This is a genomic window from Kitasatospora sp. NPDC097643, from assembly GCF_040302625.1.
Taxonomy (GTDB): Bacteria; Actinomycetota; Actinomycetes; order Streptomycetales; family Streptomycetaceae; genus Kitasatospora.
Genome location: NZ_JBEOSA010000052.1, coordinates 1 through 26,122 on the forward strand (window position 1 = coordinate 1; position 26,122 = coordinate 26,122).

The 26,122-nt window shown below is 73.5% G+C and carries 25 protein-coding genes; 11 read left to right on the plus strand and 14 right to left on the minus strand.

What is annotated here, in order from left to right:
- Positions 1-51 precede the first annotated feature (51 nt).
- The gene (locus ABTY15_RS27845; RefSeq protein WP_350601235.1) at positions 52-1,677 is read right to left on the minus strand and encodes an FAD-dependent oxidoreductase; all 1,626 of its coding nucleotides are present in this window, start codon (positions 1,675-1,677) and stop codon (positions 52-54) included.
- Positions 1,678-1,981: 304 nt separating this feature from the next.
- Between ABTY15_RS27845 and ABTY15_RS27850 the strand changes: the two genes are divergently transcribed.
- The 9 genes from ABTY15_RS27850 to ABTY15_RS27890 all read left to right on the plus strand — a co-directional run bounded on the left by ABTY15_RS27850 (position 1,982) and on the right by ABTY15_RS27890 (position 8,771).
- A complete protein-coding gene (locus ABTY15_RS27850) occupies positions 1,982-3,148 on the plus strand; it encodes a SchA/CurD-like domain-containing protein (protein WP_350601238.1) in 1,167 nt (388 codons plus the stop codon).
- A 30-nt stretch (positions 3,149-3,178) separates the two neighbouring features.
- A complete protein-coding gene (locus ABTY15_RS27855) occupies positions 3,179-3,604 on the plus strand; it encodes a cupin domain-containing protein (RefSeq protein WP_350601241.1) in 426 nt (141 codons plus the stop codon).
- Positions 3,601-4,857, plus strand: coding sequence for a beta-ketoacyl-[acyl-carrier-protein] synthase family protein (locus ABTY15_RS27860; RefSeq protein ID WP_350601243.1), 1,257 nt, complete (start codon positions 3,601-3,603; stop codon positions 4,855-4,857). Before ABTY15_RS27855 ends, ABTY15_RS27860 begins: the two co-directional genes overlap by 4 nt.
- 5 nt (positions 4,858-4,862) lie before the next feature.
- Positions 4,863-6,104, plus strand: coding sequence for a beta-ketoacyl synthase N-terminal-like domain-containing protein (locus ABTY15_RS27865; RefSeq protein WP_350601246.1), 1,242 nt, complete (start codon positions 4,863-4,865; stop codon positions 6,102-6,104).
- A gap of 62 nt (positions 6,105-6,166) precedes the next feature.
- Positions 6,167-6,427, plus strand: a complete 261-nt coding sequence (locus ABTY15_RS27870; protein WP_350601249.1) for an acyl carrier protein — start codon at positions 6,167-6,169, stop codon at positions 6,425-6,427.
- Between the two features lies 1 nt (position 6,428).
- Positions 6,429-6,884, plus strand: a complete 456-nt coding sequence (locus ABTY15_RS27875) for an SRPBCC family protein (RefSeq protein ID WP_350601252.1) — start codon at positions 6,429-6,431, stop codon at positions 6,882-6,884.
- Positions 6,881-7,210 carry a TcmI family type II polyketide cyclase gene (locus tag ABTY15_RS27880; protein ID WP_350601254.1) on the plus strand — a complete coding sequence of 110 codons (330 nt, stop codon included), beginning with the start codon at positions 6,881-6,883 and terminating at the stop codon, positions 7,208-7,210. Before ABTY15_RS27875 ends, ABTY15_RS27880 begins: the two co-directional genes overlap by 4 nt.
- A gap of 314 nt (positions 7,211-7,524) precedes the next feature.
- On the plus strand, positions 7,525-7,977 hold the full coding sequence (locus ABTY15_RS27885; RefSeq protein ID WP_350601257.1) for a hypothetical protein: 453 nt from the start codon (positions 7,525-7,527) through the stop codon (positions 7,975-7,977).
- 86 nt (positions 7,978-8,063) lie between these two features.
- Positions 8,064-8,771, plus strand: a complete 708-nt coding sequence (locus tag ABTY15_RS27890; RefSeq protein ID WP_350601259.1) for a class F sortase — start codon at positions 8,064-8,066, stop codon at positions 8,769-8,771.
- Between the two features lie 101 nt (positions 8,772-8,872).
- Here the strand turns inward: ABTY15_RS27890 and ABTY15_RS27895 are convergent, their stop codons facing one another.
- Positions 8,873-9,904 carry a methyltransferase gene (locus ABTY15_RS27895; RefSeq protein WP_350601263.1) on the minus strand — a complete coding sequence of 344 codons (1,032 nt, stop codon included), beginning with the start codon at positions 9,902-9,904 and terminating at the stop codon, positions 8,873-8,875.
- A gap of 55 nt (positions 9,905-9,959) precedes the next feature.
- Positions 9,960-11,039 (minus strand): right-handed parallel beta-helix repeat-containing protein, encoded by a 1,080-nt coding sequence (locus tag ABTY15_RS27900; protein ID WP_350601265.1) that lies wholly within the window; start codon positions 11,037-11,039, stop codon positions 9,960-9,962.
- Positions 11,040-11,408: 369 nt separating this feature from the next.
- Between ABTY15_RS27900 and ABTY15_RS27905 the strand changes: the two genes are divergently transcribed.
- Together ABTY15_RS27905 and ABTY15_RS27910 are read left to right on the plus strand one after the other, a co-directional pair.
- On the plus strand, positions 11,409-12,368 hold the full coding sequence (locus ABTY15_RS27905) for a deoxyribonuclease IV (protein WP_350601267.1): 960 nt from the start codon (positions 11,409-11,411) through the stop codon (positions 12,366-12,368).
- Between the two features lie 107 nt (positions 12,369-12,475).
- Positions 12,476-14,572, plus strand: a complete 2,097-nt coding sequence (locus tag ABTY15_RS27910) for an MMPL family transporter (protein WP_350601270.1) — start codon at positions 12,476-12,478, stop codon at positions 14,570-14,572.
- A 44-nt stretch (positions 14,573-14,616) separates the two neighbouring features.
- On the opposite strand, the gene ABTY15_RS27915 is transcribed toward ABTY15_RS27910, so the two are convergent.
- The 11 genes from ABTY15_RS27915 to ABTY15_RS27965 all read right to left on the minus strand — a co-directional run bounded on the left by ABTY15_RS27915 (position 14,617) and on the right by ABTY15_RS27965 (position 26,081).
- Positions 14,617-14,826 carry a hypothetical protein gene (locus tag ABTY15_RS27915; protein ID WP_350601273.1) on the minus strand — a complete coding sequence of 70 codons (210 nt, stop codon included), beginning with the start codon at positions 14,824-14,826 and terminating at the stop codon, positions 14,617-14,619.
- Positions 14,827-15,025: 199 nt separating this feature from the next.
- A complete protein-coding gene (locus tag ABTY15_RS27920; RefSeq protein WP_350601276.1) occupies positions 15,026-16,219 on the minus strand; it encodes a hypothetical protein in 1,194 nt (397 codons plus the stop codon).
- A gap of 128 nt (positions 16,220-16,347) precedes the next feature.
- Positions 16,348-17,163 (minus strand): GNAT family N-acetyltransferase, encoded by an 816-nt coding sequence (locus ABTY15_RS27925; RefSeq protein WP_350601279.1) that lies wholly within the window; start codon positions 17,161-17,163, stop codon positions 16,348-16,350.
- Positions 17,164-17,264: 101 nt separating this feature from the next.
- Positions 17,265-18,428 (minus strand): agmatine deiminase family protein, encoded by a 1,164-nt coding sequence (locus ABTY15_RS27930; RefSeq protein WP_350601281.1) that lies wholly within the window; start codon positions 18,426-18,428, stop codon positions 17,265-17,267.
- Between the two features lie 33 nt (positions 18,429-18,461).
- The gene (locus ABTY15_RS27935; protein ID WP_350601284.1) at positions 18,462-19,259 is read right to left on the minus strand and encodes an ABC transporter ATP-binding protein; all 798 of its coding nucleotides are present in this window, start codon (positions 19,257-19,259) and stop codon (positions 18,462-18,464) included.
- Positions 19,252-20,208 carry an ABC transporter ATP-binding protein gene (locus ABTY15_RS27940; protein ID WP_350601286.1) on the minus strand — a complete coding sequence of 319 codons (957 nt, stop codon included), beginning with the start codon at positions 20,206-20,208 and terminating at the stop codon, positions 19,252-19,254. Before ABTY15_RS27940 ends, ABTY15_RS27935 begins: the two co-directional genes overlap by 8 nt.
- 76 nt (positions 20,209-20,284) lie before the next feature.
- On the minus strand, positions 20,285-21,139 hold the full coding sequence (locus ABTY15_RS27945; protein WP_350601288.1) for an ABC transporter permease: 855 nt from the start codon (positions 21,137-21,139) through the stop codon (positions 20,285-20,287).
- The gene (locus ABTY15_RS27950) at positions 21,136-22,095 is read right to left on the minus strand and encodes an ABC transporter permease (protein ID WP_350601291.1); all 960 of its coding nucleotides are present in this window, start codon (positions 22,093-22,095) and stop codon (positions 21,136-21,138) included. Before ABTY15_RS27950 ends, ABTY15_RS27945 begins: the two co-directional genes overlap by 4 nt.
- The gene (locus ABTY15_RS27955) at positions 22,092-23,726 is read right to left on the minus strand and encodes an ABC transporter substrate-binding protein (RefSeq protein WP_350601292.1); all 1,635 of its coding nucleotides are present in this window, start codon (positions 23,724-23,726) and stop codon (positions 22,092-22,094) included. Before ABTY15_RS27955 ends, ABTY15_RS27950 begins: the two co-directional genes overlap by 4 nt.
- Before the next feature lie 47 nt (positions 23,727-23,773).
- Positions 23,774-24,784, minus strand: a complete 1,011-nt coding sequence (locus tag ABTY15_RS27960) for an agmatine deiminase family protein (protein ID WP_350601295.1) — start codon at positions 24,782-24,784, stop codon at positions 23,774-23,776.
- 109 nt (positions 24,785-24,893) lie between these two features.
- Entirely contained in the window at positions 24,894-26,081 is a 1,188-nt protein-coding gene (locus tag ABTY15_RS27965; RefSeq protein WP_350601297.1) for an agmatine deiminase family protein, read from the minus strand.
- Between the last annotated feature and the right edge of the window lie 41 nt (positions 26,082-26,122).

Here is a 26,122-nt window from a genome sequence, read left to right on the forward strand (position 1 = left end):
GTCCGATCTGCCAGCTTCCACGCCAACAGCCCGCCCCTTTCCGCATGCCTGCTACAGACCGAGCACCGCCCGCAGCACGGCGGTCATCTCGGCCTCCGGATCCTCCGCGGCCTCCGGGGAGCGCCAGGCGACGAAGCCGTCCGGGCGGACCAGCACGGCGCCGGCCGGGCCGACGCCGTGCAGGGCGGCGAAGTCGCCACCGGGTTCGGGCGCGAGGTCGTCCTCGGCGCCGGTGCCGATCCGGTAGGCGTCCAGCGGGACGGCCAGGCGGTCGGCGGCCCGGCGGGCGCCGGTGTGCCAGGCCGTGCCCTCCGGCCCGGTGAGCAGCACCATCGCCTGCTCGTACAGGTCGAGCGTGGAGAGCCGGACGCCGGAGCGCAGCAGCCACTGGTGCGGGGCGCGGCTGCCGGGCTCGCCCGCCGACTCGAAGGCCTCGGGGACGACCGGGCCCGCCGGGTCGGTCCCGAGGACGGCGCCGACGGGGTAGCGGTAGCCGAGGGCCACCGCGAGCACCCCGGCCTGGCGGCCGACGCCCGGGACCACCGCGTAGCCGGGGTGGCTGTGCTCGGCCGAGCGGGCGGAGGCGCGCTCGCCGGTCACCCGGGCGACCGGGCGGCGCTCCTGCCCGTACGTCTCCAGCAGCCGCGGCCCGGCCCAGCCGCACAGCACCGCGGCCAGCTTCCAGGCCAGGTTGTGGGCGTCCTGGATGCCGGTGTTGGAGCCGAAGGCGCCGGTCGGCGACATCTCGTGCGCCGAGTCCCCGGCGAGGAAGACCCGGCCGGTGCCGTAGCGGTCGGCGACCCGCTCGGCCGCGTGCCAGGGCGCCTTGCCGGTGACCTCCACCTCGAGGCCCGGCATACCGACGGCGGTGCGGATGTGCCGCTCGCAGCGCTCGTCGGTGAACGCCTCCAGCGGCTCGCCGTGCTCCGGGTGCCAGGGCGCGTGGAAGACCCACTCCTCCTGGTTGTCGACCGGCAGCAGCGCGCCGTCGGCCTCCGGGTTGGTGAGGTAGCAGGCGATGAAGTGCCGGTCGCCGACCACCTCGGCCAGCCGCTTGGCCCGAAAGGTGATGCTGACGTTGTGGAACAGCTCGCCCTTGCCGCTCTGGCCGATGCCGAGCCGCTCGCGGACCGGGCTGCGCGGCCCGTCCGCCGCGACCAGGTAGGCCGAGCGCACCACGCGCTCCTCACCGGTCTCCCGGCTGCGCAGCACCGAGGTCACACCGCCCTCGTCCTCCTCGAAGGAGAGCAGCTCGGTGCTGAACCGCAGGTCGCCGCCGAGTTCCCGGGCCGAGCGCAGCAGCACCGGCTCCAGGTCGTTCTGGCTGCACAGGCACCACGAGGTGGGGCTGAACCGGGCCAGCCGGCCGCCCGGGTCGATCTCCCGGAACAGCCACTCCTGCTCCTCGCCGGTCAGGGAGGGCGCCTGGAGGATGCCGTGGTTCGGGGCCAGGACGGAAGCCGCCTCCCGGATCGCCGGCTCGATCCCGGCCACCCGGTACAGCTCCATCGTGCGGACGTTGTTGCCTCGGCCACGCGGGTGGTGCGAGGTGTCGGCGTGCTTCTCGACCAGCAGGTGTCTGACACCCAGTCGGCCGAGGAAGAGCGAGGCCGACAGCCCGACCAGCGAGCCGCCCACGATCAGGACCGGCACCCGGTCGTCAACCTTCGGATTCATCAATTGCTCCGCCCTGTACGGGGATTCCGCGGCCCGGCGAATGGGCTCGGGGCCGCCCTCGACGGGGCCCGCACCGGCGGTGGCCCCGCTCTTCCATCCCCCGCCGGGTGCCCCTTGTGCCGCCCCTTCGCCCGGATGGCCCGCAAATCTCGCGCCCCCCGGGCCCGCCGCGCACGATCGACCTCAGGCCTGGCGCCGATCGCCCGGGCCGACCACCGTCGCACCCCCCTCCCCAGGCCGGGAGCACCCGCCGGACGCGGCCCGCCACGGCCCGCAGCGTGCGGCCCAGAGCAGAAAGTGGATCATGACGACTCTGTCCGAACCGCAGCCGAAGCAACACGCCGAGTCCGACACCCGGCTGAGGGTGGTGCTGATGCTGGAGATCCAGGACGGCGCCCAGCAGCGCTTCCTCGACGTCTACGAGACGCTGCGCCACCAGGTGGCCGCGGTGCCCGGCCATGTCAGCGACCAGCTGTGCCAGTCCATCAACGACCCCCGGCAGTGGCTGATCACCAGCGAGTGGGAGGACCAGGAGACCTTCCTGGAGTGGGTGGACAGCCCGGCCCACCGCGAGATGGTCAAGCCGATGCACGGCTGCGTCAGCGACAACTTCCGTTCGCTGCGCTACGCGATCCTGCGCGAGACCTCGGCGGCCGGCCACCGCGGCACCCGGGCGCCGATGGAGGTCCCGCCCGGCCTACCGCGCAGCGAGCCCGCCGGGCACGTCGGCCCGCCGAAGGCCGCGCCGGGCCCGGACGGCGTCGTCCGGCACGCCCTCACCTTCACCGTCAAGCCCGGCAGCGAGCAGGAGGTGGCCCGGATCCTGTCCGGCTACGCCTCCCCCAAGGCCGAGGTGGACGAGCACACCCGGCTGCGCCGTACCTCGCTGTTCATGCACGGCAACCGGGTGGTCCGGGCGGTCGAGGTGGTCGGCAACCTGGGCGACGCGCTGCGCCACGTCGCCATGCAGCCCGAGGTGCGGGCCGTCGAGGAGGCCATCAACCCGCACCTGGAGGAGCACCGCGAGCTGGGCGACCCGCAGGCCGCGCGGGCCTTCTTCGCCCGGGCCGCGCTGCCCGCCAAGCACCAGGCGATCGCCAGCGCCCCCGCCTCCGCGCGGCTGCACCGGCACGCCGTGCTGTACCCGGTCAAGCCGGGCAAGGGGCAGGCCGTCGCGGAGCTGTTGGCCGACTACGACAACCTCGCCACCGCCGACCCGACCGGCCCGGTCGCGGCGAGCACCGTCTTCCAGCGGGAGGACGTGGTGGTGCGGCTGATCGACCTGCGGGTGCCGGCCGAGGCCGACCCGGCGGCGGCGCTCGGCGTCGCGGGCGAGCCGGAGGCGGCCGCGCTCGGCCGGCTGCTCGACCTCGGCCCGAAGGGCGACCTGCGCACCGTCGCCGGGCTCAGCGCAATCCTCGCCGCCCGCGCCATGAACCCGGTCACCGACCGCAGCTCGACGAACAACTGATTGACAGTCACACCACTCGGAGGAAGCATCATGACCACGCAGTACCCACGGATCGTGCACGTCGACGAGGCACCGGAGAACCGTCGGCGCGGCGGCGACCTGCGCGCCATGCTCACCCCCACCAGCTGCGGGGCGACCAGCGGGTTCATGGGCCTGGCGATCGTCCAGCCCGGCGAGCGGATCGGCGAGCACTACCACCCGTACTCCGAGGAGTTCGTCTTCGTGGTCTGCGGCGACCTGGAGGTGGACCTGGACGGGGAGACCCGCCCGATCCGGCCCAACCAGGGCTTGATGATCCCGGTCAACATGCGCCACCGCTTCCGCAACGTCGGCGACACCGAGGCCCGGATGGTCTTCCACCTCGGACCGCTCGCCCCGCGCCCCGAACTCGGCCACGTCGACACCGAGGAGACCGCCGCCTCCGGCCCGCCGGAACCCGCCAAGGTGGCCTCGTGACCCGGCGCGTCGCGATCACCGGGATCGGTGTGGTCGCACCCGGCGGTGTCGGGGTCCCGGCGTTCTGGGACCTCCTCACCGCCGGCCGCACCGCCACCCGGGGCATCACGCTCTTCGATCCCACCGGCTTCCGCTCCCGGATCGCCGCCGAGTGCGACTTCGACCCGGCGGCCCACGGCCTCTCCCCCGAGGAAGTCCAACGGGCCGACCGCTACGTGCAGTTCGCGATGGTCGCGGCGGACGAGGCGATCGCCGACGCGGGCCTGGACCTGGCCGCCGAGGACCCGTGGCGGATCGCCGTCTCGCTCGGCACCGCCGTCGGCGGCACCACCCGGCTGGAACACGACTACGCCCTGGTCAGCTCGGCCGGCGCCCGCTGGGACGTCGACCACCAGCGGGCCGAACCGCAGCTGCACCGGGCGTTCGCGCCCAGCACGCTGGCCTCCGCGGTCGCCGAACGCACCGGCGCGCACGGCCCGGTGCAGACCGTCTCCACCGGCTGCACCTCCGGCCTGGACGCGATCGGCTACGGCTTCCAGGCGGTCGAGGAGGGGCGCGCCGACATCTGCGTCGCCGGCGCCTCCGACTCCCCGATCTCGCCGATCACCGTCGCCTGCTTCGACGCCATCAAGGCCACCAGCGAGCGCAACGACGACCCGGCGCACGCCTCCCGCCCCTTCGACGCCCACCGGGACGGCTTCGTCCTCGGCGAGGGCGGCGCCGTCCTGGTGCTGGAGGAGTTGGAGCACGCGCGCCGCCGGGGCGCCCGGATCTACGGCGAGGTCGGCGGCTTCGCCACCTTCGGCAACGCGTACCACATGACCGGCCTCACCCAGGAGGGGCTGGAGATGTCCCGGGCGATCGACGACGCGCTCGCGCACGCCCGGGTCGACCGCACCGACGTCGACTACGTCAACGCGCACGGCTCGGGCACCAAGCAGAACGACCGGCACGAGACGGCCGCCGTCAAGCGCTCGCTCGGCGAGCACGCCCGGCGCACGCCGATGAGCTCGATCAAGTCGATGGTCGGCCACTCGCTCGGCGCGATCGGCGCGATCGAGGTGGTCGCCTGCACCCTGGCACTCGCCCACGGCGTCGTGCCGCCGACCGCCAACTACGAGACTCCGGACCCGGAGTGCGACCTCGACTACGTGCCGCGCACCGCGCGCGAGCTGCCGCTGAGCCACATCCTCTCGGTCGGCAGCGGATTCGGCGGATTCCAGTCCGCCGTCGTGCTCAACAGAACGGGGTGAGATCCATGACGTCACGTCAGCAGGGCCGCCGGGCGGTGGTCACCGGCCTCGGCGTGGTGGCGCCGAACGGCGTGGGGGCCGACGCCTTCTGGAAGGCCACCAGGCAGGGCGTGAGCGTCCTGGACCGGATATCCCGTGAGGGCTGCACCGAGCTGCCACTGCGCATCGCCGGCCAGGTCCGGGACTTCGACCCGCACGCCGTCATCGACAGCCGCTACCTGGTGCAGACCGACCGCTTCACGCACTACGCGATGGCCGCCGCCGACCTGGCGGTGGCGGACGCCGGGTACCGGGCCGACGCCGAACAGCCGTTCGCCGTCGGCGTGGTGACCGCGGCGGGCTCCGGCGGCGGCGAGTTCGGCCAGCGCGAGCTCCAGCAACTCTGGGGCCAGGGGCCAAAGTTCGTCGGGCCGTACCAGTCGATCGCCTGGTTCTACGCGGCCAGCACCGGCCAGATCTCGATCCGCGGCGGCTACAAGGGCCCCTGCGGCGTGGTCGCCAGCGACGAGGCCGGCGGGCTGGACGCCCTCGCGCACGCCGCCCGCTCGATCGAGCGCGGCACCGACGCGGTGGTGGCCGGCGCCGCCGAGGCCCCGCTGGCGCCGTACTCGATGGTCTGCCAGCTCGGCTACCCCGAGCTGAGCCTCGCCGAGCGGCCCGACCGGGCCTATCTGCCGTTCACCGCGCGGGCCTGCGGCTTCGCCCCCGCCGAGGGCGGCGCGATGCTGCTGCTGGAGGACGAGCAGGCGGCCCGGCGGCGCGGTGCCACCGTCCGCGCGTACCTGGCCGGGCACGGCGCCACCTTCACCGGGGCCTCCCGCTGGGAGGAGTCCCGCGAGGGGCTGGCCGCCGCGATCCGCATCGCGCTGGACGAGGCCCGGACCGCGCCCGAGGAGATCGACGTGGTCTTCGCCGACGCGCTCGGCGTCCCGGCCGCCGACCGGGCCGAGGCGCTCGCCCTGGCCGACGCGCTCGGCCCCTCCGCCGAGGACGTGCCGGTCACCGCGCCCAAGACCGGCACCGGCCGGGCCTACTGCGGCGCGCCCCTGCTGGACGTCGCCGCCGCCGTGCTGGCCATGGAGGACGACGTCCTGCCGCCCACCCCCAACGTCACCGAGGTCTGCCACGACCTCGCCCTGGTGACCGGCCGCGCCCGACCGGCCGAACTGCGCACCGCGCTGGTGCTCAGCCGCGGGCTGATGGGTTCCAACTCCGCGCTGGTGCTCCGGCGCGGCGACCGGGCCTGACCCACCCGCAACCGTCCCGCCCGCAACCGTCCTGACCCGTATCCGTCCTGAAGGGACACCCCGTGAGCAACACCCTCAGCTACTCCGAACTGGCCGCGCTGATCCAGGCCCGGGCCGGCGTCGCCGTCGACCCCCTCGAACTGGAAAGCCCCGGCGCGCACTTCGACGACTTCGGCGTCGACTCGCTCGGCCTGCTCGGGGTCGTCGGCGAGCTGGAGAACCGGCACGGCCTCAAGGTCACCCCGGGCGCCGAGTCCGCCAAGACCCCGGCCGAGTTCATGGAGCTGGTCAACCGCTCCCTCGCCGCGAAGGCCGGTGCCTGACATGCCCGGACACACCGACAACGAGATCGTCATCGCCGCGCCGCTCGACCTGGTCTGGGAGATCACCAACGACCTGGAGAACTGGCCGGACCTGTTCAGCGAGTACGCCTCGGTGGAGGTGCTGGAGCGCGACGGCGACAGCGTGCGCTTCCGGCTCACCATGCACCCGGACGAGAACGGCCAGGTGTGGAGCTGGGTCTCCGAGCGCACCACCGACAAGGCCTCGCTCGCGGTGCGCGCCCGGCGGGTCGAGCCCGGCCCGTTCGAGTTCATGGACATCCGCTGGGAGTACGCGGAGGTCCCGGCCGGGACGAGGATGCGCTGGATCCAGGACTTCGCGATGAAGCCCACCGCCCCGGTCGACGACGAGGGCATGGTCAACCACATCAACCGCAACTCGCGGATCCAGTTGCAGCTGATCCGCGAGAAGGTCGAGAAGCGGGCGGAGGAGAAGTGACCGGGACCCACCGCGCGCTGATCGTCGCCCGGATGAAGCCGGAGGCCGGCCCGGACATCGCCGACGTCTTCGCCCGCTCCGACCAGGGCGAACTGCCGCACCTGATCGGCGTCACCGGCCGCAGCCTGTTCCAGTTCGGCGACGTCTACCTGCACCTGATCGAGGCCGACCGCCCGCCGGGCCCGGCCGTCGCCAAGGTCGTCGGCCACCCGGAGTTCCGGGCCGTCAGCGACCGGCTCACCGCCTTCGTCCAGGCCTACGACCCGGCCACCTGGCGGGAGCCGAAGGACGCGATGGCGCGCGAGTTCTACCGCTGGGAACGCTGATCCCGGCACCCCCCTGGGCCCGCCCCCGGCACCACCGCCGGGGGCGGGCCCACGCGTGTGCGGCCGCTCCCGTGCGCCCCGGCCGCTGTTCCCCGGCGCAGCGCCGGCCGGACCGGGTTCACCCGGATCGCCCGGGCACTCGGGTGAACACTCCCGGGAGTCCACCCGAAGGGCGCACAGCCCGTGCCTGACCTGCGACGCTCCGGTGGCAGGCGGCCGCACGGTGGTTGACGGTGGATCAGGCGCACCACCCGCGAGTCCCCTTGTCCGGCACCGTGCCGGCGGTCGCGGTCCGCGCCGGAAGGATCATCCTCATGCGTTCTGCACGCACACTGCTCGCCGCGGCGGCCGTCGCCGCCGTCCTGACCGCGGGCGCCCCCATGGCCTTCGCCGACGGGTCGACGGACCAGGGCAAGAACCTCACCTGGCAGGAGAAGCCGGAGAAGTCCGACAAGAGCAGCACCGCCTCCGACGGGAAGGCCTGGGAGGACAAGAAGGCCGGCGGCGCCGCCACCGAGGAGCACAAGGCCTCCGACAGCAAGGGCTCCGAGGGCAAGGCCCCCGACGGCAAGAGCGAGGAGCACAAGGGCTCCGAGGGCAAGGGCGAGGAGCACAAGGCCCCGCACGGCGGCGTGCACACCGGTGGCGGCGGGCTGTCCCTGTCCGGCGGCGGGCTGGCCTCCGGCGCGGTCCTGCTGCTCGGCGGCCTCGGCGCCGGCGCCTACGCGCTGCGCCGCGGCCGCCGCACGGCCGGCGCCGCTGTCTGACCCCTGCCACCCCTGGGCGCCTCCCCCGTCGGGGTGGGGGCGCACGGGGGCGGCGGGTTTTCGGAGACCCGGAAGGAAGAGGAGCGATGGGCGGTCCGGTCCCTGGCACGTCCCGGGTGCTGCGCGCCGGCATGGCCGCGGCGGCGGTCGGGGTGCTTCTGATGTACAACTCGGTGGACACGGCGCCGAGCGACGACGCGGCCCCCGGTCAGGCCGCTCCCCCGGCCGCGACGGCGGCGGCCGTCCCCGGGCCCTCGGCGGCGGCCTCCCCCACCCCGACGGCGACCGCGAAGCCGAGCCCGCCGGCCGCCCCCGGGGCGCCGGTGCTGAAGCCCTCCAAGCCGACCCGGCTGCGGATCCCGCAGATCGCCGTGGACGCGCCGTTCACCGAGCTGACGCTCAATCCGGCGGGGCAGCTCAACGCCCCGCCGCCGGACGACAAGAACCTGGTCGGCTGGTACCGGGACGGCGTGACCCCGGGCGAGCGCGGCAGCTCCGTGATCGCCGGGCACGTCGACACCACCAAGGGCCCCGCGGTGTTCCTGCTGCTGAGCCTGCTGCTGCCGGGCAACAAGGTCGAGGTCAGCCGCGCCGACGGCACGGTCGCGGTGTTCTCGGTGGACTCGGTGGAGACCTTCGCCAAGAACGCCTTCCCGGACCAGAAGGTCTACGGGAAGACGCCCGACGCCCAGCTGCGGCTGATCACCTGCGGCGGCACGTACGACAAGAAGCGGCGCGACTACCTGGACAACGTGGTGGTGTTCGCGCACCTGGAGTCCTCCAGGAAGGCCTGACCCGCAGGCCTGACCCGCAACCGGACGACCGCCGGTCCCCGACTCCTCGGGGACCGGCGGTCGTTCGTCCGGTCGGCACGGTCGTCGCCGTGCGGTCGGGCTCAGTCGAGCACGACGGCCTCGAAGGCGTGCAGGTAGGGGTTGACCGGGCGGACCTCGGAGACCTTCAGCCCCGCCTCCTCCATCAGCCGCACCATGCTCTCCTCGGAGTGCTTGGCGCCGCCGACGTTGAGCATCAGCATCAGGTCCATCGCCGTGGTGAAGCGCATCGACGGACTGTCGTCGACCAGGTTCTCGACCACCACGACACGGGCGCCCGGCCGGGCCGCGGCGACCACGTTGGCGAGGGTGCGACGGGTGGACTCGTCGTCCCACTCCAGGATGTTCTTGATGATGTAGAGGTCGGCGCGGACCGGGATGTCCACCCGGCAGTCGCCGGGCACCAGCCGGGCGCGGGCGGAGAAGGCGCCGCCGTCGCGGAGCCGGGGGTCGGCGCCCGCGACCACCTTGGGCAGGTCGAGCAGGGTGCCGTGCAGCGCCGGGTGCTTCTCCAGCAGGCTGGCCAGCACGTGGCCCTGGCCGCCGCCGATGTCCACCACCGAGTCGACGCCGGTGAGGTCCAGGTACTCGGCGAAGTCCCGGGCCGACTGCCGGCTGGAGGTGGTCATCGCCTTGTCGAAGACCCGCGCCGAGTCGCCCGCGTCGCTGTGCAGGTAGTCGAAGAACTCCTTGCCGAACAGCTCGGGGAAGACGTTGCGGCCCGAGCGCACCGCCTCGTCCAGCTTGGGCCAGGCCTCCCAGGTCCACGGCTCGGTGCACCAGAGGGAGATGTAGCGCAGCGAGTTGGGGGCGTCCTCGCGCAGCAGGCGGGACATCTCGGTGTGCTCGAAACGGCCGTCGGCGGTCTCGCTGAAGATGCCGTAGCAGGTCAGGGCGCGCAGCAGGCGGCGCAGCGGGCGGGGCTCGGTCTTCAGCTCGGCGGCGAGCTCGGTGACGCCGGTCGGCGTGTCGCCGAGCGCGTCGGCCACGCCGAGCCGGGCGGCCGCGCGGACGGCGGCGGCGCAGGCGGCGCCGAAGACGAGCTCGCGCAGGCGCATCGCGGCCTGGGGGCTGGTGGTGGGTGCGGTGGTCATGGGTGGTCTCTCCGGTCGGGGGGCGGGGGTGGTGGTGCGGCCGGGGCGGCGTGCGTCAGCAGTGGCCGGACGGCTCGGAGCGCGAACAGGTGTTGCGGGCGAAGGAGTTGTCGCCCCCGGTGTCGCGGTCGGCGATGTCCGCCGGGCTGTTGCCGCTCAGGTGGTTGCCGGTGATGGTGTTCCGGGCGTTGGCGACGCCGACGACGCTCTTGAAGAGCACGATGCCGCCGGAGAAGTCGGAGGTGCCGACGTTGTCGTGGACCTCGTTGTCGGTGACCCGGGCGTCCTCGGTACCGGTCAGCACGATGCCCGCGCCCTGGATGGCGCCGAGGCGCGGGTTGGCCGGGCAGAACCGGTTGTTGGCCACCACCCGGTTCTTCCGGATGTCGAGGTCCCCGGCCCGGGGCACGCCCTCGTCGCCGACCACGAAGACGCCGCCGCAGTTCTCGCGGATCTCGTTGCCCTGGACGGCCAGCCCGCGCAGCCGGCGGACGGTGACACCGACCCGGTTGCCGGTCAGGAGGTTGCCCTCGACGACCGTGCCCCCGGTGTCGGGCGCGCCGCCCTCGCGGTTGGCGTAGTTGGCGAGGAAGACGCCGGACTGGCCGTTGTCGACGGAGCGGTTGCCGGCGATGACGGCCCGGGTGGACATCTCCTGGCTGATGCCCTGCTGGGCGTTGTCGTGGACGTAGGTGGCGCGCACGGTCAGGCCGGACGTCCCGCTGGCGTCGATGCCGTTCTTGCGGAAGCCGGTGACGGCCAGGGCCTCGACCGTGACGTCCGGCAGCGGGGCGGCCTCGGTGCCGACCACGCAGAGGCCGTGCCCGGCGGTGGCGCAGGCGTTCTCCTTGCCGTCCCCGGGGGTGATCACGCTGGCCGGGCCGGCGCCGCGCAGGGTGAGGCCGGGGGTGGTGATGCGGACGCTGCCGCGGTAGGTGCCGGGGAACAGCTGGACGGTGTCGCCGGAGCGGGCGGCGTCGACGGCCTGCTGAATCGATTCGCCGGGCAGCACGAGGTGCAGCCGGCCCGAGGCGGCGTGGGCCGCCGGGGCGGCGGCCAGGGTGGTGACGGCGGTGGTCAGGGCGGTCGCGGCGGCGGTGGCCGCGGCGAGGTGGTGGATCCGTCGCGTGGGCATCAGTGGGTGACCTGTCCTTGTCCGGGTGGTGGCGGCCGGTGGGTACGGCCGAGTCGACGCTAAGGTCGCCCCACCGGGCCCGCCACCAGGGCTGGGCTGTGGGGCTGACGGGGCGTCGGCCGGTCGCGGTACGGGTCGGCGTGGCGCGTCGGCGCGGGTCGCGGGGGCGCTCGGGCGCGCCGGAGGTGACGGTCGGTCAGGCGTCGGAGGCGGGCGGGCCTCCGCTGCCCGGTCCGGGGGTCGGGCCGGCGATCGGCCCGGGGGTTCACTCGATCGGGCAGGGCGGGCCGGTTTGCGGGGCGCGTCCGTCCGGTCTCGCGACCCGGGCTGCCCGCCGCCGGGCCACGGCCGCGTGACATCCTCGGGGCCATGACCACCGCACCTGCCGCACCCGTTCTGCCCGACCCGTCCGCCGCCGCCCTCCGCAACCCGGTCGGCGCGCACGTCCCGGTGGCCGCGCGGGGGCTGGCCGGGACCGGTCTGGCGTACGCGCGGCGGGTCGGCGCCGAGTCGGTGCAGGTCTTCGTGGCGAACCCGCGCGGCTGGGCCACTCCCCCGGGCAACCCGGCACAGGACGAGGAGTTCCGCGCGGCCTGCGCCGAGCAGGGCCTCCCGGCCTGGGTGCACGCGCCGTACCTGATCAACTTCGGCTCGGACAACCCTGCGACCCGGGAGCGCTCGGCCGCCTCGCTGCGGCACTCGCTGCGGCGCGGGCACGCGATCGGCGCGCTGGGCGTGGTGCTGCACACCGGGTCGGCCGTCGGCACCGCGCCCGGCGGCGGCTCGCGGCGGGCCGAGGCGATGGCCCAGGTGCGCGCCGACGTCCGGCCGCTGCTGGACGAGCTGGACGCGCTCGGTGAGGACGCGCCCTGGCTGCTGCTGGAGCCCACCGCCGGGCAGGGCAGCTCGCTCTGTTCGCGGCTGGAGGAGCTCGCCGAGTACGTGGCGGCGCTGGACGGTCACCCGAAGGTGGGAGTTTGCTTGGACACCTGCCATGCCTTCGCCGCCGGGCACGACCTCGCCGAACCGGGCGGGGTGACCGCCGCGCTGGACGCCCTGGCGGCCGCCGCCGGACCGGGCCGACTGCGGCTGATCCACGCCAACGACTCCGAGGACGTGGTCGGCGCGCGCAAGGACCGGCACGCCAACATCGGCGCCGGGATGATCGGCGCCGAACCGTTCCGCGAGCTGTTCGAGCACCCGGAGACGGCCGGCGTCCCGCTGGTCGTCGAGACGCCGGACCGCAAGCACGGCGGGGACGGCACCGGCCACGCGATGGACATCGCGGTGCTGAAGGAGCTGCGCGAGCGGGCCGCCGTCCGCATATAAGGGGTCGCCAGGGGGTGGCCGGGCCCTGCCGGGCGCCGCCGGGCTGCCGGGCCGCAGCGGCGGTGGCAGGCTGGGACGAGTACTGCCTCAGGCCCTGGGGGTCCGTGATGAGCCCGACCCGGAAACTCGCCGCGCTGCCGTGCGGCCGACGCGGCAAGTGGGTGGTGCTCGCCGTCTGGGTGATCCTGCTGATGGTGACCGGCCCGCTCGCCGGCAAGCTCATGGGCGCCGAGGACAACCAGGCGTCCAGCTGGCTGCCCGGCAGCGCCGAGTCCACCCAGGTCCTCACCGAACAGCGGGCCTTCCAGCCGGTGGACACCGCGCAGGCCGTCGTGGTGTACGAGCGGCCCGGCGGGATCACCCCCGCCGACCGGGTCGAGGCCGCCCGCGACGCGGCCGCCTTCGCTGCCGCCCCGCACGTCGTCGGGCGGGTGATCGGCCCGGTGGTCTCCGCGGACGGCCGGGCGATGCAGACCATCGTGCCGATCGACATCGGCACCAACGGCTGGAAGGACCTCAAACCGGCCGTCGACAGCCTGCGGCAGACCGCCGCCGACAACAGCCAGGGCATGGCCACCCACGTCACCGGCCCGGCCGGGGTCGGCGCCGACCAGGCCAAGGCCTTCGCGGGCATCGACAGCTCGCTGCTCGCCGCCACCGTCGGCGTCGTGGTCGTCCTGCTGCTGCTCACCTACCGCAGCCCCGTGCTGTGGACCCTGCCGCTGATCTCCGCCGCCGGCGCGCTGATCGTCTCCCAGGCCCTGATCTACCTGCTCGCCGAGCACGCCGGGCTGACCGTCAACGCGCAGAGCGCCGGCATCCTGATCGTCCTCGTCCTCGGTGCGGGCACCGACTACGCGCTGCTGCTCACCGCCCGCTACCGGGAGGAACTACGCCGGCACCAGGACCGGCACGAGGCGATGGCCTTCGCCCTGCACCGGGCCGGACCGGCCATCCTCGCCTCCTCGGCGACCGTCGTCGCCTCGATGCTCTGCCTGCTCATCGCCGAGATGAACTCCACCAGCGGCCTCGGGCCGGTCTGCGCGATCGGCGTCCTGGTGGCGCTGGCCGCCATGCTCACCCTGCTGCCGGCCCTGCTGGTGATCGTGGGCCGGTGGGTGTTCTGGCCGGTCAAGCCCGGGTACGGCACGCCGGAGCCGACCCGGACCGGCCGCTGGGCCCACATCGGGGCGTGGATCGGCCAACGCCCCCGCAAGGTGTGGATCGGCACCGCGCTGGCCCTCGCGGTCTGCTGCCTCGGACTGGTCTCGCTGAACGCCAACGGCCTCAGCACGGCGGGCACCTTCACCGGCACCCCGGACTCGGTGGTCGGCCAGCAGGTGCTGGAACAGCACTTCCCCGGCGGCACCGGCGCGCCGTTGACCGTCATCTCCACCGAGGGCGGGGCCGCGGCCGTCCGTGCGGCGGCCCAGGCCACCCCGGGCGTCGCCGGCACCGACGCCCCCGTCACGCACGGCGGGCAGGCCCTGTTCCGGGCCACCCTCACCGACCCGCCGGACAGCCAGGCCGCCAAGGACACCGTCGACCGGGTCCGCGACGCCGTCCACGCCGTCCCGAACGCCGACGCCAAGGTGGGCGGCAACACCGCGGTGATCCTCGACGCCGGGCGCGCCGCCGCCGGCGACAACCGGGCGATCATCCCGCTGGTGCTCGGCGTGGTGCTGCTGATCCTGGCGGTCCTGCTGCGGGCCGTCACCGCGCCGCTGGTGCTCATCGCGACCGTGGTGCTGTCGTTCGCGGCCGCCCTCGGCATCAGCGCGTTCTTCTTCACCCACGTGTTCCAGTTCCAGGGCGAGGACAACGCGTTCCCGCTGTTCGTCTTCGTCTTCCTGGTCGCGCTGGGGATCGACTACAACATCTTCCTGATGACCCGGGTCCGGGAGGAGTCGGCCCAGCACGGCACCCGGCAGGGCGCGGTGGCCGGCCTCTCCGCGACCGGCGGGGTGATCACCTCGGCCGGTCTGATCCTCGCCAGCACCTTCGCCGTGCTCGGCACCCTGCCCATCGTCGGATTCGCCGAGATCGGCTTCGCGGTGGCCCTCGGCGTCCTGCTGGACACCCTGGTCGTCCGGTCCGTCCTGGTCACCGCGCTCACCATGGACCTCGACCGGCACATGTGGTGGCCCGGTCGGCTCTCCCGCCGCGCCTCGCCGGTGGAGGCCGAGCTGAGCAGACAGCCGTGAGCCCGGGAGCCGTACGCGGCCCCCGGGCTCCGGGCTAGGGCGGATCAGCCCTCGCTGTGCTCGTGGAAGTTGAACCAGTTGGCGTGCGGGCCGAACAGGCCGACACCGGCGGAGCCGGACTCCAGGCTCTGCGACTCCGACGGCACCGACGGGGTGTGGCTGTACGCCATGGCCGCGGTCGGCGCGGCCATCACGGCGGCACCGGTCACGGTCACGATCACGGCGAGCTTGCGGATCTTTCCACGAAGCGACATCTGATGTCCTCTGGTTCGTCTCTGGTCCTCAACCCGCGCCCACGACCGGCCGGTTCGACCGCTCGACAGACGCAACGGCACCCCCACCAAGGAAGCGCCGCGCTCAGGTTTGCACACGAACCCCCACAAGTCGGCGCGCGCCGCAACCGCGGTGCGACAACCGGGTGACCGATCTCCCTCGTTCGGGGGAACCGTCGGGTCAGTGACCGGTGACGATCAGCGGCTGGTAGTCCGGGGACTTGGAGGTGCCGCCGGCGCCGATGGCCGTCAGGCGGCCGCCGCGGGCGGCGACGACGGACTGGTAACTGGTGTTCTGGTAGCCGTCCACGGACAGGTCGAGGCTCTGCCAGCGGCCGTTGGTGTAGCGCAGGCCGAGCGGGCGGTCGTCCGCGCCGCTCGGGTCCCAGCCGACCGCGGCCATGCCGCCGGGGACGGCGGTGACCGACCAGAGTTTGCCGGCCACGCCGTCGGGTGCCGGGACGGTGCTCCAGGAGCGGCCGTCGTAGTGCGCGACCAGCGGGTGGCCGCGGTCCTTGTCCGCGAGGACGGCACGGCCGACCACCCAGACGTCGTCGGGACCGGCCGCCGCGACGCCCTGGTACTCGCCGTACAGGCCGGTGAAGGCGGGCGCGGCGACCCGGGTCCAGGTGCGGCCGTCGTAGTGCAGCAGCACGGGCTTGTCCTCAGGGGCGGCGGTGTTGCCGACCGCCCAGACGTCGTTCCCGGAGATCTCGGTGACGGAGCTGAGCCACCAGTCGCCGTCGATCCCCGCCACGCTCTGCCGGTGCCAGGCGGTGCCGTCCCAGTGCTCGATCAGCCCGGTGGTCCGGGTCTCGATCACGGTACCGCCGTGGTCGGGGTCGGGGGTGCGCTTGGTGACGACCGTCGCGCCGCCGACCGCCCAGGCACTGTTCCGGCGCGGGGCCGAAGCACCCAGCAGGTAGGCACCGTTGAGCTCACCCTCCGGCGGCTCGATCCGGGTGGCCGTCCACCCCTTGCCGTCCCAGTGCTGGGCGAGGATCCGGCCGGTGTTCGGCTCCCGGTCGCCGAAGAGCCAGGCGTCGTTCGTCGAACTCCCCGCGACGGCGGTCGCCCTGCCGTCGTAGTCCGGTGCGGGGGCGGGCAGTTCGGTCCACTGCTCGGAGCGGTCGTCGTGGCTCAGGACCACCGGCGCGAAGCGCAGGCGCTGGTCCGAGCCGGTGATCCGGAAGCCGGCCGCCCAGGTGGTGTGCCGGTCGAGCTGGACCCCGCTGCTCAGCACCGCGCCGGAGACCGGCAGTTTGGCGGGGGTGAACCCGGCCTGCGTCGCGTGCGCGGCGACGGCTTGCGGCGCGGCCACCGCCGTCACCGTCGCCACCAGCAGGGCGGCCGCTCGGCCCGGTATCCGCTTCATCGTTCGGCTCCTCGCTTCTCGTCCTCGGACGATCACCACGTCCGTCACGAGTAGGAGCAGCTGGAACTGACGATCTGTTACACACCACCTGACCCCGACCCGGCCGGACCGGCCGGCGGGCGGGTGGTTCAGGTCCGCTGGAAGCCGTGGGAGCGGCCGATCACGGCGAAGCCGCGGCGCTCGTACCAGTGGCGCGGCCAGTCCTCGGCGTCGGCGATCAGGAAGCGGGTGCCGCAGCCGGCGTTCACCGCCCGGCGCAGCGCGGTCGCCAGGACCGCGTCGGCGTGGCCGCGGCGGAGCTGGGTCTCGGCGGTCATCAGGTCCTCGATCTGGGCGATGCCGAGGGCGGGTTCGAGGTAGAGGTCGCCCCAGGCGGCCACCTCGCCGTTCTCGGCCCGCGAGCCGAGGGTGCGCACGATCGCAGCCCCGCGGGTGCGGGTCTCGCGGCGGTCGACCAGTCGGCGGACCACCTCCTCGCCGGCCTCCGGCAGCAGGGCGCGCCAGCGCGCGGAGAGCGGCGCCCGGATCGCCTCCAGGTCGACGTCCTCGGCGGTGCGCCCGGCGGGTTCCGCGGTGAACGCGGCGGCCGGCTCCCGGCTGGACGGCGCGACCGCGGGGGCCGGGCCGGTGTGCAGCATCAGCAGGTAGTCGTGGTGCTCGTACCCGGCCCTGAGGAACGGCTCCACGCACGCGTCCCCGAAGGAACCGTCGAGCACGGAGACCAGACGGAACGGCCGCTCCCCCATCGCCTCGTCCACCAGGCCGGGCACCGCGGCCGGCTCGGCCCCGGCGCGGTCGACGAACACCTGGTTGTTCGACCACGACTCGGCGTACCGGTCGTCGTACACCGCGAACCCGCAGGGGAGTTCGGCCGTCCGCTCGGCCTGCCGGCGCGCGAACCCGGCCAGGAACCCGTTGATCCGCTCGACCTCGGTACTGGACACGGACGACAGCCTAGAACGGCCACCGGTCGGACGCACACGAGACAGGCACCGGCCCGGCCCGACCGGACGGCTTGCGCCGGACGGTCGGGCCGGGCCGCGGGTCAGACCGCCGGGGGGACGACCGGCTGGGACTGGGTGGCGCAGTGGATGCCGCCACCACCGGCGGCGATGGCGTTGATGTTCACCGGGACGACCACCCGGCCCGGGTACTCGGCCGCCAGGATGGCGCGGGCCGCCTCGTCGGCGGCCGCGTCCCCGAACTGCGGCATCAGGACGGCGCCGTTGGCGGTGTAGTGGTTGGTGTAGCTCGACAGGAAGGCGGCGCCGGTCGGCGGCATCCTGGCGTGGTCCGGGCCGGGCAGCTCCACGATCGTCAGCGGGCGACCCTTGGCGTCGGTGGCGGTCTGGAGCACCTGCTTGGCCTGCTGGTAGACGTTGGCCCAGAGCGGGGCGGCGCCCGGCCCGGGCTTGTCCAGGATGACCCGCCCGGGCGCGCTGAACCGGGCCACGCAGTCGATGTGGCTGTCCGTGATGTCCTGGCCCGCCAGGCCGGCCAGCCAGATCACCTTCTCCACGCCGAGCGAGGACTTGAGCCGCTGCTCGATGTCGGCCTGGCTCAGCCCGGGGTTGCGGTTGGGGTTCACCAGCGAGCTGACGGTGGCGAGCAGGGTGCCCTGCCCGTCGGTCTCCAGTGAGCCGCCCTCACCGGTGAACGGGGCCTGGACGCGGCTGATCCGGTACTGGGCGAGCAGCGCGGCGGCCGCCTTGGCGTCGTTGGCGAAGGACTGCTCGTAGGAGGTGCCGGTCTTGCCCCAGCCGTTGAAGTTGGTGTCCAGGCCGGCGATGGCGCCCGGGCCGACCAGGAAGGTCGGGCCGAAGTCCCGGATCCACAGGTCGTCGTTGGAGATCGGCAGGAACGTGATGCCGTGGGAGGAGGGGATCGAGCCGGTGTCGCAGAGCGGGGTGGCGCCGGCCACCGACTCCGGGTTGATCACCATCACGACCGGCTCGAAGCGCGAGATCACCTTGGCGAGGTTCGCGATGTCCCGCTGTACGGCGGGGAGTTGGGCGCCCCAGGCGGCGGTCGGCTCGGGCCAGGCCATGAAGGTCCGGGTGTGCGGGTCGGTCTCGGCGGGCATGCGCAGCGCCGGCGCGGGGGTCGTGGCACGGGCGGTGCCGGTGAGGAGCGGGCCGAACGCCACCAGGGGGGCGGTCACGGCGCCGGCGCGGAGGAGTCGGCGCCGGGAGATTGCGGGCTGGTCCATCATTGTGTCCTTATCAGGCTGTTTCGGCGCGCTCTACAGAGCCCGGCGGGCGGCGGCGATCCCGTCCGGGTCCCAGCCGGGCCGGGGGACGGACTCCAGCAGGAGCCGGGTGTACGGGTGCTCGGGCGCGTCGAGGACCCGGGCGGTCGGGCCGGATTCGACGATCCGCCCGTGCCGCATCACGATGACCTCGTCGGTGACGCACCGGACCACGCCGAGGTCGTGGGTGATGAACAGGTAGCCGATGCCGGTCTGTTCGCGGATGCCGGCGAGCAGGTTGAGGACCTGCGCCTGGACCGACACGTCCAGCGCCGCGACCGCCTCGTCCAGCACCAGGACGGCCGGCTGGACGGCCAACGCCCTTGCGATGGCGACGCGTTGGCGCTGACCACCGGAGAGTCGGCGGGGCAGCGCATCGGCGGCCCTGGTGCCGAGTCCGACCTGGTCCAGGAGTTCCCTGATCCGGGCCTGGTGGTCGGTGCCGGGGAAGTGCAGGCGCAGCGTCTCCCGCAGGACCCCCTCGACGCTGGTGCGCGGGTCCAGGGAGAGGTACGGGTCCTGGAAGACCATCTGCACCTCGCGGGCGCGGGCCAGCCGCTCGGCCCTCCCCCGGGCACGGCCGGCGCGGGCCCGGCCCTGGACGGTGACCTGCCCCTCGTCGGCCTGTTCGAGACCGACGACGATGCGCGCGGTAGTGGTCTTGCCGGAGCCGGACTCACCGACGATGCCGAGTGACCCGCCGGCACCGAGCGTGAAGGAGACGTCGTCCACCGCCCGGACGGCGCCGAAGGTCCGGCACAGCCCGGTGACCTGCAGAACGGGCTCAGACATCGGCGTGGCCCCCTTCGAGCGGGTGGTGGCAGGCGGCCGGGTGCGCCCCCCGGAGCGCGGGTGCCTGCTCCCGGCACAACGCGGTCGCATGGCGGCACCGGGCGGCGAACGCACAACCGGTCAACTCCTGCCGCAGGTCCGGTGGTTGACCGTCGATGGCGGCGAGCCGGCCGGCCGGTGCGTCCAGCCGGGGGGTGGAGGCGAGCAGGGCCGCCGTGTAGGGGTGGCGGGGCCGGTCGAAGAGCGCCTCGGCCGGACCGGTTTCGGCGATCCGCCCGGCGTACATGACGTAGACCCGGTCGCTGATCGCGGCGGCGAGGCCGAGGTCGTGGGTGACGAACAGCAGCCCGGTGCCGAAGCGTGCGCGCAGCCGGTCGAGCAGGGCGACCACCTCGGCCTGGCTGGTGACGTCGAGCGCGGTGGTGGGTTCGTCGGCGAGCAGCAGGATCGGGTCGCCCATCAGGGCGGCGGCGATCATGACGCGTTGGAGCATGCCGCCGGACAGCTGCCCCGGGTAGCGGCGCAGCAGTTCCGGTCCGAGGCCGACGGCGTCGAGGAGTTCCTCGGCGCGCCGGTCGGCGTCCGCGGCGCTCATGGCGCCGGTGAGCCGCACGCTCTCGGTGAGGAAGTCGCCGATGCGGCGCAGCGGGTTGATGGCGGCCCGGGGGTCCTGGAAGATCATCGCGGCCTGGCCGGTGCGCAGGGCGCGCAGCCGGTCGGGGCCCATGGTCAGGACGTCCTGGCCGTCGACCAGGACCCGGCCCTCGGTCCGGGCGCCCGGCGGCAGCAGGCCGAGGGCGGTGCGGGAGGTGAGGGTCTTGCCGGAGCCGGACTCGCCGACCAGGGCGACGGTCTCGCCGGCGGCGACGGTGAGGTCGACGCCGTCGAGGACGGGGCGGGCGGTGCCGGGCAGTTGGAGCCGGAGGCCCTGGATGTCGAGGGCGGTCACGCGGTCCTCCGATTCATGGCGTCCTCCGGTTCACGACGTCCACCGTTGAGGCGTCCTTCGTTGAGGCGTCCTCCGTTCATGGCGTCCTCCGGGCGACCTGGTCGGCCCAGCGTTCGCCGACGACGTTGAAGGCGACGACGGTGAGCACGATGAGGACGCAGGGCAGGATCGCGGAGAGCGGGTAGCCGTGCTGGATCGCGGTCTGGCCGTCGAAGACCATCCGGCCCCAGTCGGGGGTGAGGGCCGGGACACCGAGGCCGAGGAAGGAGAGACCGGCGAGGTCCATCAGGGCGTAGCCGAAGTTGACGGCGGACTGGGCGAGGACGACCGGGGCGATGTTGGGCAGGACGTGCCGCAGGCAGATCTGTACCGCGGAGTGGCCCTGGACCTGGTAGGCGGCGACGTAGGGCCTGGTCCGTTCGGCCAGCACCAGCGAGCGGGTGAGCCGGGAGACGTAGGGCAGGTAGGCGATCGCGAGCGCGATGACCGGGGCGAGCAGGCCCTCCCCGTACACCGAGACGATCAGGATGGCGAGCAGCATGCCGGGGAAGGCGAAGACCAGTTCGGTGCTGCGGGACAGGACGGAGTCCAGCCAGCCGCCCCGCCAGCCCGCCGCGAGGCCGACGAGCACCCCGGCGACCGTGGAGAAGGCGACCACGCCGAGCGGCCCGAGCAGCGAGGTGCGGGCGCCGAGCAGCAGCCGGGAGAGGGTGTCGCGGCCGGCCGCGTCGACGCCGAGCAGGTGGTCCGGCGAGGGCCCGGCGAGGGCGTTGCCGAGGTCGACGGCGTTCGGGTCGTACGGCGCGAGCCAGGACGCGAGCAGCGCGGCGAGCACCAGCAGGGCGGCGAAGCCGAGGCAGGTCAGGTGGAGCGGGGCGCGGGCGGCCTTGAGGCGGCCGAGGCCGGGCCTTCGGGTGAGGGCGACACTCATGCGTCGGACCTCCTGGAGCCGAGGGTGACCCGGGGGTCGACGAGCGGGTGGAGCAGGTCGACGACCAGGTTCACGATCATGAACAGGGCGACGATGATCAGGGAGATGGCCTGGACGGTCGGGAAGTCCTTGGTGGTGGTGGACAGTTCGAGCAGCTGGCCGATGCCGCCGATGCTGAACGCCGACTCCACCAGGATGGTGCAGACCAGCAGGGTGGAGACGATCAGGCCGCCGGTGGTCAGCACGGTGCCCAGCGAGTTGCGGAACACGTGCCGGCGGATCACCTCGCGCTCCGGGACGCCCCGGCTGCGGGCCACCGTGACGTGCTCGCCCTCCAGGGCGTCCAGCATCGCCGAGCGGGTGACCCGGGCGAGCATGCCGATCAGGTACAGCGCCAGGGCGACCGCCGGCAGGGTGAGGTGCCGGAGCATGTCGCCGAACCCCTCGCCGGCGCCGCCGGTCGGGAACCAGCCCAGCTTGACCGCGAACAGGCCCTGGAGCAGGACGGCCGCGACGAAGGACGGCGTGCCCAGCGCGATCGTGGTGGAGACCAGAATCGTGGAGTCGGTCGCGCCGCCGCGCACCGCGCCGAGCCGGCCGAGCGCCAGGCCGACGACGACCACGACCGCCAGGGCCATGCCCACCAGCAGCAGGGTCGCCGGCAGCCGGTCGGCGAGCAGCTTGGACACGTCGGTGCGGTAGGTGATGGAGCGCCCGAAGTCGCCCTGGAGCACCTGGCCGAGCCAGCGGAAGTACCGGACCAGGAAGGGGTCGTCCAGGTGGTACTGCTCGTTGATCGCCGCCAGGGCGGCCGGCGAGGCCGACCGGCCCGACAGGAGGAAGCTCGCGGGGCTGCCCGGCGCCAGGTACATCGCGCCGAAGACCACGAAGGAGGCGCCGAGCAGGGTGACCGCCATCTCGACCAGCCGCCGGGCGGCGAATCGGAGGAAGCTCACCGCGCGGCCCCCACGTCGGCGGCCCACGGGTAGTACATGTACGAGATGGTGGTCGGGGCTCCGGTGATCCGCTTGTTGAGGAAGACGGCGGTCGGCCACTCGGCGACCGGGATCCAGAGCAACTGCTGGGAGGCGGCCTGCTGGAGCTTGGCCTCGATCGCGCCGCGCTTGGCCGGGTCGTACTCGGCGGTGGCCTGCTCGACCAGGTCGTCGTAGGCCTTGTCGCTGTAGCCGCCGAAGTTCTGGTAGGCGCCGGTGCGGAAGTTGACGAGCAGGTCGAGCGGGTCGGTGACGGAGTCGTAGTACGTCTCCGGGAACATGTCGATGCCCTCGCGCGCCTTGGGATCGGTGAACAGCGCGGTGAAGGCGTTCGGGGCGATCGTCTTCAGCTGGACGTCGAGACCGATCTTCGACCCGGCGGCCTGGACGGCGGTGGCGAGCAGCGAGACGTCCTGGCCGATGGTGCTGGTGGCCATGACGAGCGGCTTGCCGTTCGCGCCGGCCTCCTTGACGAGGGCCTTGGCCTTGTCGATGTCCTGTGCCGTCGGGGTGAGGCCGTCGAAGGCCGCCTTGCGGACGTCCTCGGGGGCGCCGGCCCAGACGGCCCTGGTGGTGAGCGAGCCGGTGACGGTGCCGGCGCCGCCGAGGCCGGTCCTCACGAAGCCGGAGCGGTCCAGGGCGAGGGAGAGCGCCTGGCGGACGCGCACGTCGCCGAGCGGGCCGTGCAGGTTGGTGACGTTGACGTTGACGGTGCTCAGGCCCTCGCCGAAGTAGAGCGTGCCCGGCCCGTTCTTCCGCAGCCGGTCGTAGCTCTCGGTGGGGATCAGGTAGCCGCCGTCGACGTCGCCGGTGAGCATCGCGTTGGTGCGGGCGGACGCGTCGGTGAGGAAGCTGAACACGGCCTTCTTGGCCTTGGCCTTGGTGCCCCAGTAGCCGTCGAAGCGCTGGAGCTCGATCGACTGGCCCTTGGCCCAGGCGCCGAGCTTGAAGGGGCCGGTGCAGTCCAAGCTGCCGGTGGTGCCGTAGTCCTTGCCGGCCGCCTCGACGCCCGCCTTGGCGGCGACGACGCCGGCGGCGGTGGCCATGTACTGGGGGAACTGGGAGTCGGGCTGCTTGAGCTTGACGGTGACCTGGAGCGGACCGGTCCTGGTGAGCGAGTCGACGTTCTGGAACACCTGGTTCCAGGCGGCCGCGTTGTCCGGGTTCAGCTGGCGGCCGAGGCTGTAGACCACGTCGTCGGCGGTCATCACCGAGCCGTCGTGGAAGTGCACGCCCGCGCGCAGGTCGTAGACCCAGGTGGTCGGGTCGGGGTTGCTCGCCTTCTCCGCGAGGCCGGGGGCCAGGGTGAGCTGGGGCGTCCAGCGCATCAGGCTCTCGCAGACGTTCGCGAGGACGGTGTTCTGCGGGTAGTCGAAGGCCTGGATGTAGTCCAGGGTGGGCGGTTCGGCGTAGGTGGCCCAGGTGAAGGAGTCGATCTCGCCCGCGGCCGGCGGGGTGGAGGCCGAGAGCTTGACGGCGGAGTCTCCGGACGCCTCGCCGTGCGGCGGGCCGGAGCAGGCGGCCACCAGGGCGACCGCGGAGAGCAGCGCGGCGGCGAGGGGGAGGCGTCTGCGGGGTGCGGTGGGGGGCATGAGGGTGGGTCTTCCGTTCGGTGGAGTCGGGTGGAGGCCCTGGGAGTTCAGGCGGTGGCGCGGGCGGCCGGGACCTGCTGGGTGATGCAGTGGACGCCGCCGCCGCCGTAGGCGATCACGCGGGCGCGCACGCCGACCACCTTGCGGTCGGGGTAGGCGGCGGCGAGCACGGCCAGCGCGCCCTCGTCCTCGGGGTGGTCGGCGACCGGGACGACGACACCGCCGTTGGCCAGGTAGAAGTTCAGGTAGCCGACCTCGACGCGGCTGCCGTCGACCTCGACGAATGCGGCCTGCGGGACCTCGATGATCTCGAAGGGCCGGCCCTGGGCGTCGGTGGAGTGCTCCAGGACGGCGCGGTTGGCCCGCATCCGCACGTAGTCCGGGTGCTCGGGATCGGCGGGCAGCTGCACGATCACCTTGCCGGGGGCGACGAAGGCGCAGACCCCGTCGACGTGTCCGTCGGTCTCGGTGTCCAGCAGGCCGCCGTAGGGGAGCCAGATCACCTTGACGACGCCGAGGCGGGCCTTGAGCTCCGCCTCGATCTCCTCCCGGCTCAGGTCCGGGTTGCGGTTCGGGTGGAGCAGGCACTGCTCGGTGGTGATCAGCGTGCCCTCGCCGTCCACGGTGATCGCCCCGCCTTCGAGGATCATCTCGGAGCGGATCGCCGGGACGTCGAGGTGGTCCAGCAGCAGGGCGCTGATCCGGTCGTCGGCGTCCCAGGGGTGGTGCTTGCCGCCCCAGGCGTTGAAGCGGAAGTCGACGCCGGCGCGCCCGCCGTTCCCGTCCAGGACGAAGATCGGCGCGCTGTCGCGGAACCAGGAGTCGTCCAGCGGGAGTTCGACGACGGCGATGCCCTCGCCGCAGATCGAGCGGGCGTCGTCGCCGTGGCCGGGCGGCGCCACCATGGTGACCGGCTCGAACTCCGCGATGGCGCGGGCGACCGCCGCGTACTCGCGCTTCACCTCGTCCAAGGTGTCGCCCCACAGCTCCGGCCGTACGGGCCAGGCCATCAGGCAGCTCTCGTGGTCGGTCCACTCTGCGGGCATTCGGAACGTCACGGGATTCCTCTTCCGGTTGGAGCTGATCGGGTGCCGTTGGGCAGGGTCGGGGTCGGGGCCGAGACCCGGCGGCCCGCCGCCGTGGGGGTTCCGGGCGGGCCGCCGGACGTCACCGGGCCGCCGGTACGGCGGGCTGGGACTGGGTGGCGCAGTGGATGCCGCCACCGCCGGAGGCGATGTTGTCGATGTTGATCTGGACGATGTCGCGGTCCGGGAACTCGGCTTGCAGGACGGCGTAGGCGATGCCGTCGGCGTAGCCGTCGCCGAACTGGGGCACGAACACGGCCCCGTTGGCGACGTAGAAGTTGGTGTAGCTGGACAGGAAGTCCTTGCCGCGGCCGCGGATCAGGGCGCGGTCCGGGCCGGGGAGCTCCACCACGGTCAGGGCGCGGCCCTGGGCGTCGGTCGCGTTCCGCAGGACCTGCTTGGCCTGCTGGTAGACGTCGATCCAGAGCTGGTCGGTGCCGGGGCCGGGCTGGTCGAGGACGACCCGGCCGGGCGCGGTGAAACGGGCCAGGCAGTCGATGTGGTCGTCGGTGATGTCCTGGCCGGCCAGGCCGGCGAGCCAGATCACCTTGTCCATCCCGAGCGAGCTCTTCAGGGCCTGTTCGACCTGATCCTGGGTCATGCCCGGGTTGCGGTTGGGGTTGACCAGCGAGCTGACGGTGGCCAGCAGAGTGCCCTGGCCGTCGGTCTCCAGGGCACCGCCCTCGCCGACGAAGGGGGCGCTGACGCGGCTGACGCCGTACTCGGCGAGGAGGGTCGCGGCGACCGCGGCGTCCTTGGCGAAGGGCTGGTAGTAGGAGGTGCCGGTCTTGCCCCAGCCGTTGAAGTTGGTGTCCACCCCGGCGACGGCGCCCGGCGCGACCGTGAAGGTCGGGCCGAAGTCGCGGATCCACAGGTCGTCGTTGGGGATCTCGACGACGGTGATGCCGTAGGTACTGCCGCGACCGCACCAGTACCTGGCGCCGGCGGCCTGCCCGGGGCGGGCAACCAGGACGACCGGCTCGTAGCGGGAGATCTCGTAGGCGACCCGGGCGATGTCGTCGCGGACCGCCGACAGCTTGCGGCCCCAGATCGACGACAGGGCGGGCCAAGCCATGAACGTGCGGTCGTGCCGGTCGCTCTCGGCCGGCATCCGCAGCCTCGGTGTGGCGGTGGCCGCCTCGCCGGCCTGGACTTGCGGTGCCTCGTCGGCCCGGGCCATGGCCGGGAAGGCCGCTCCGAGCGCGGCCAGCGGTACGGCCGCGGCGCCGAACCGGAGCAGGCTCCGTCGTGAGGGGGTGTGGGTGTTCAAGGAACGCTCCCTGGATGAGGTGGGAGGTGTGGGGGTTGCCC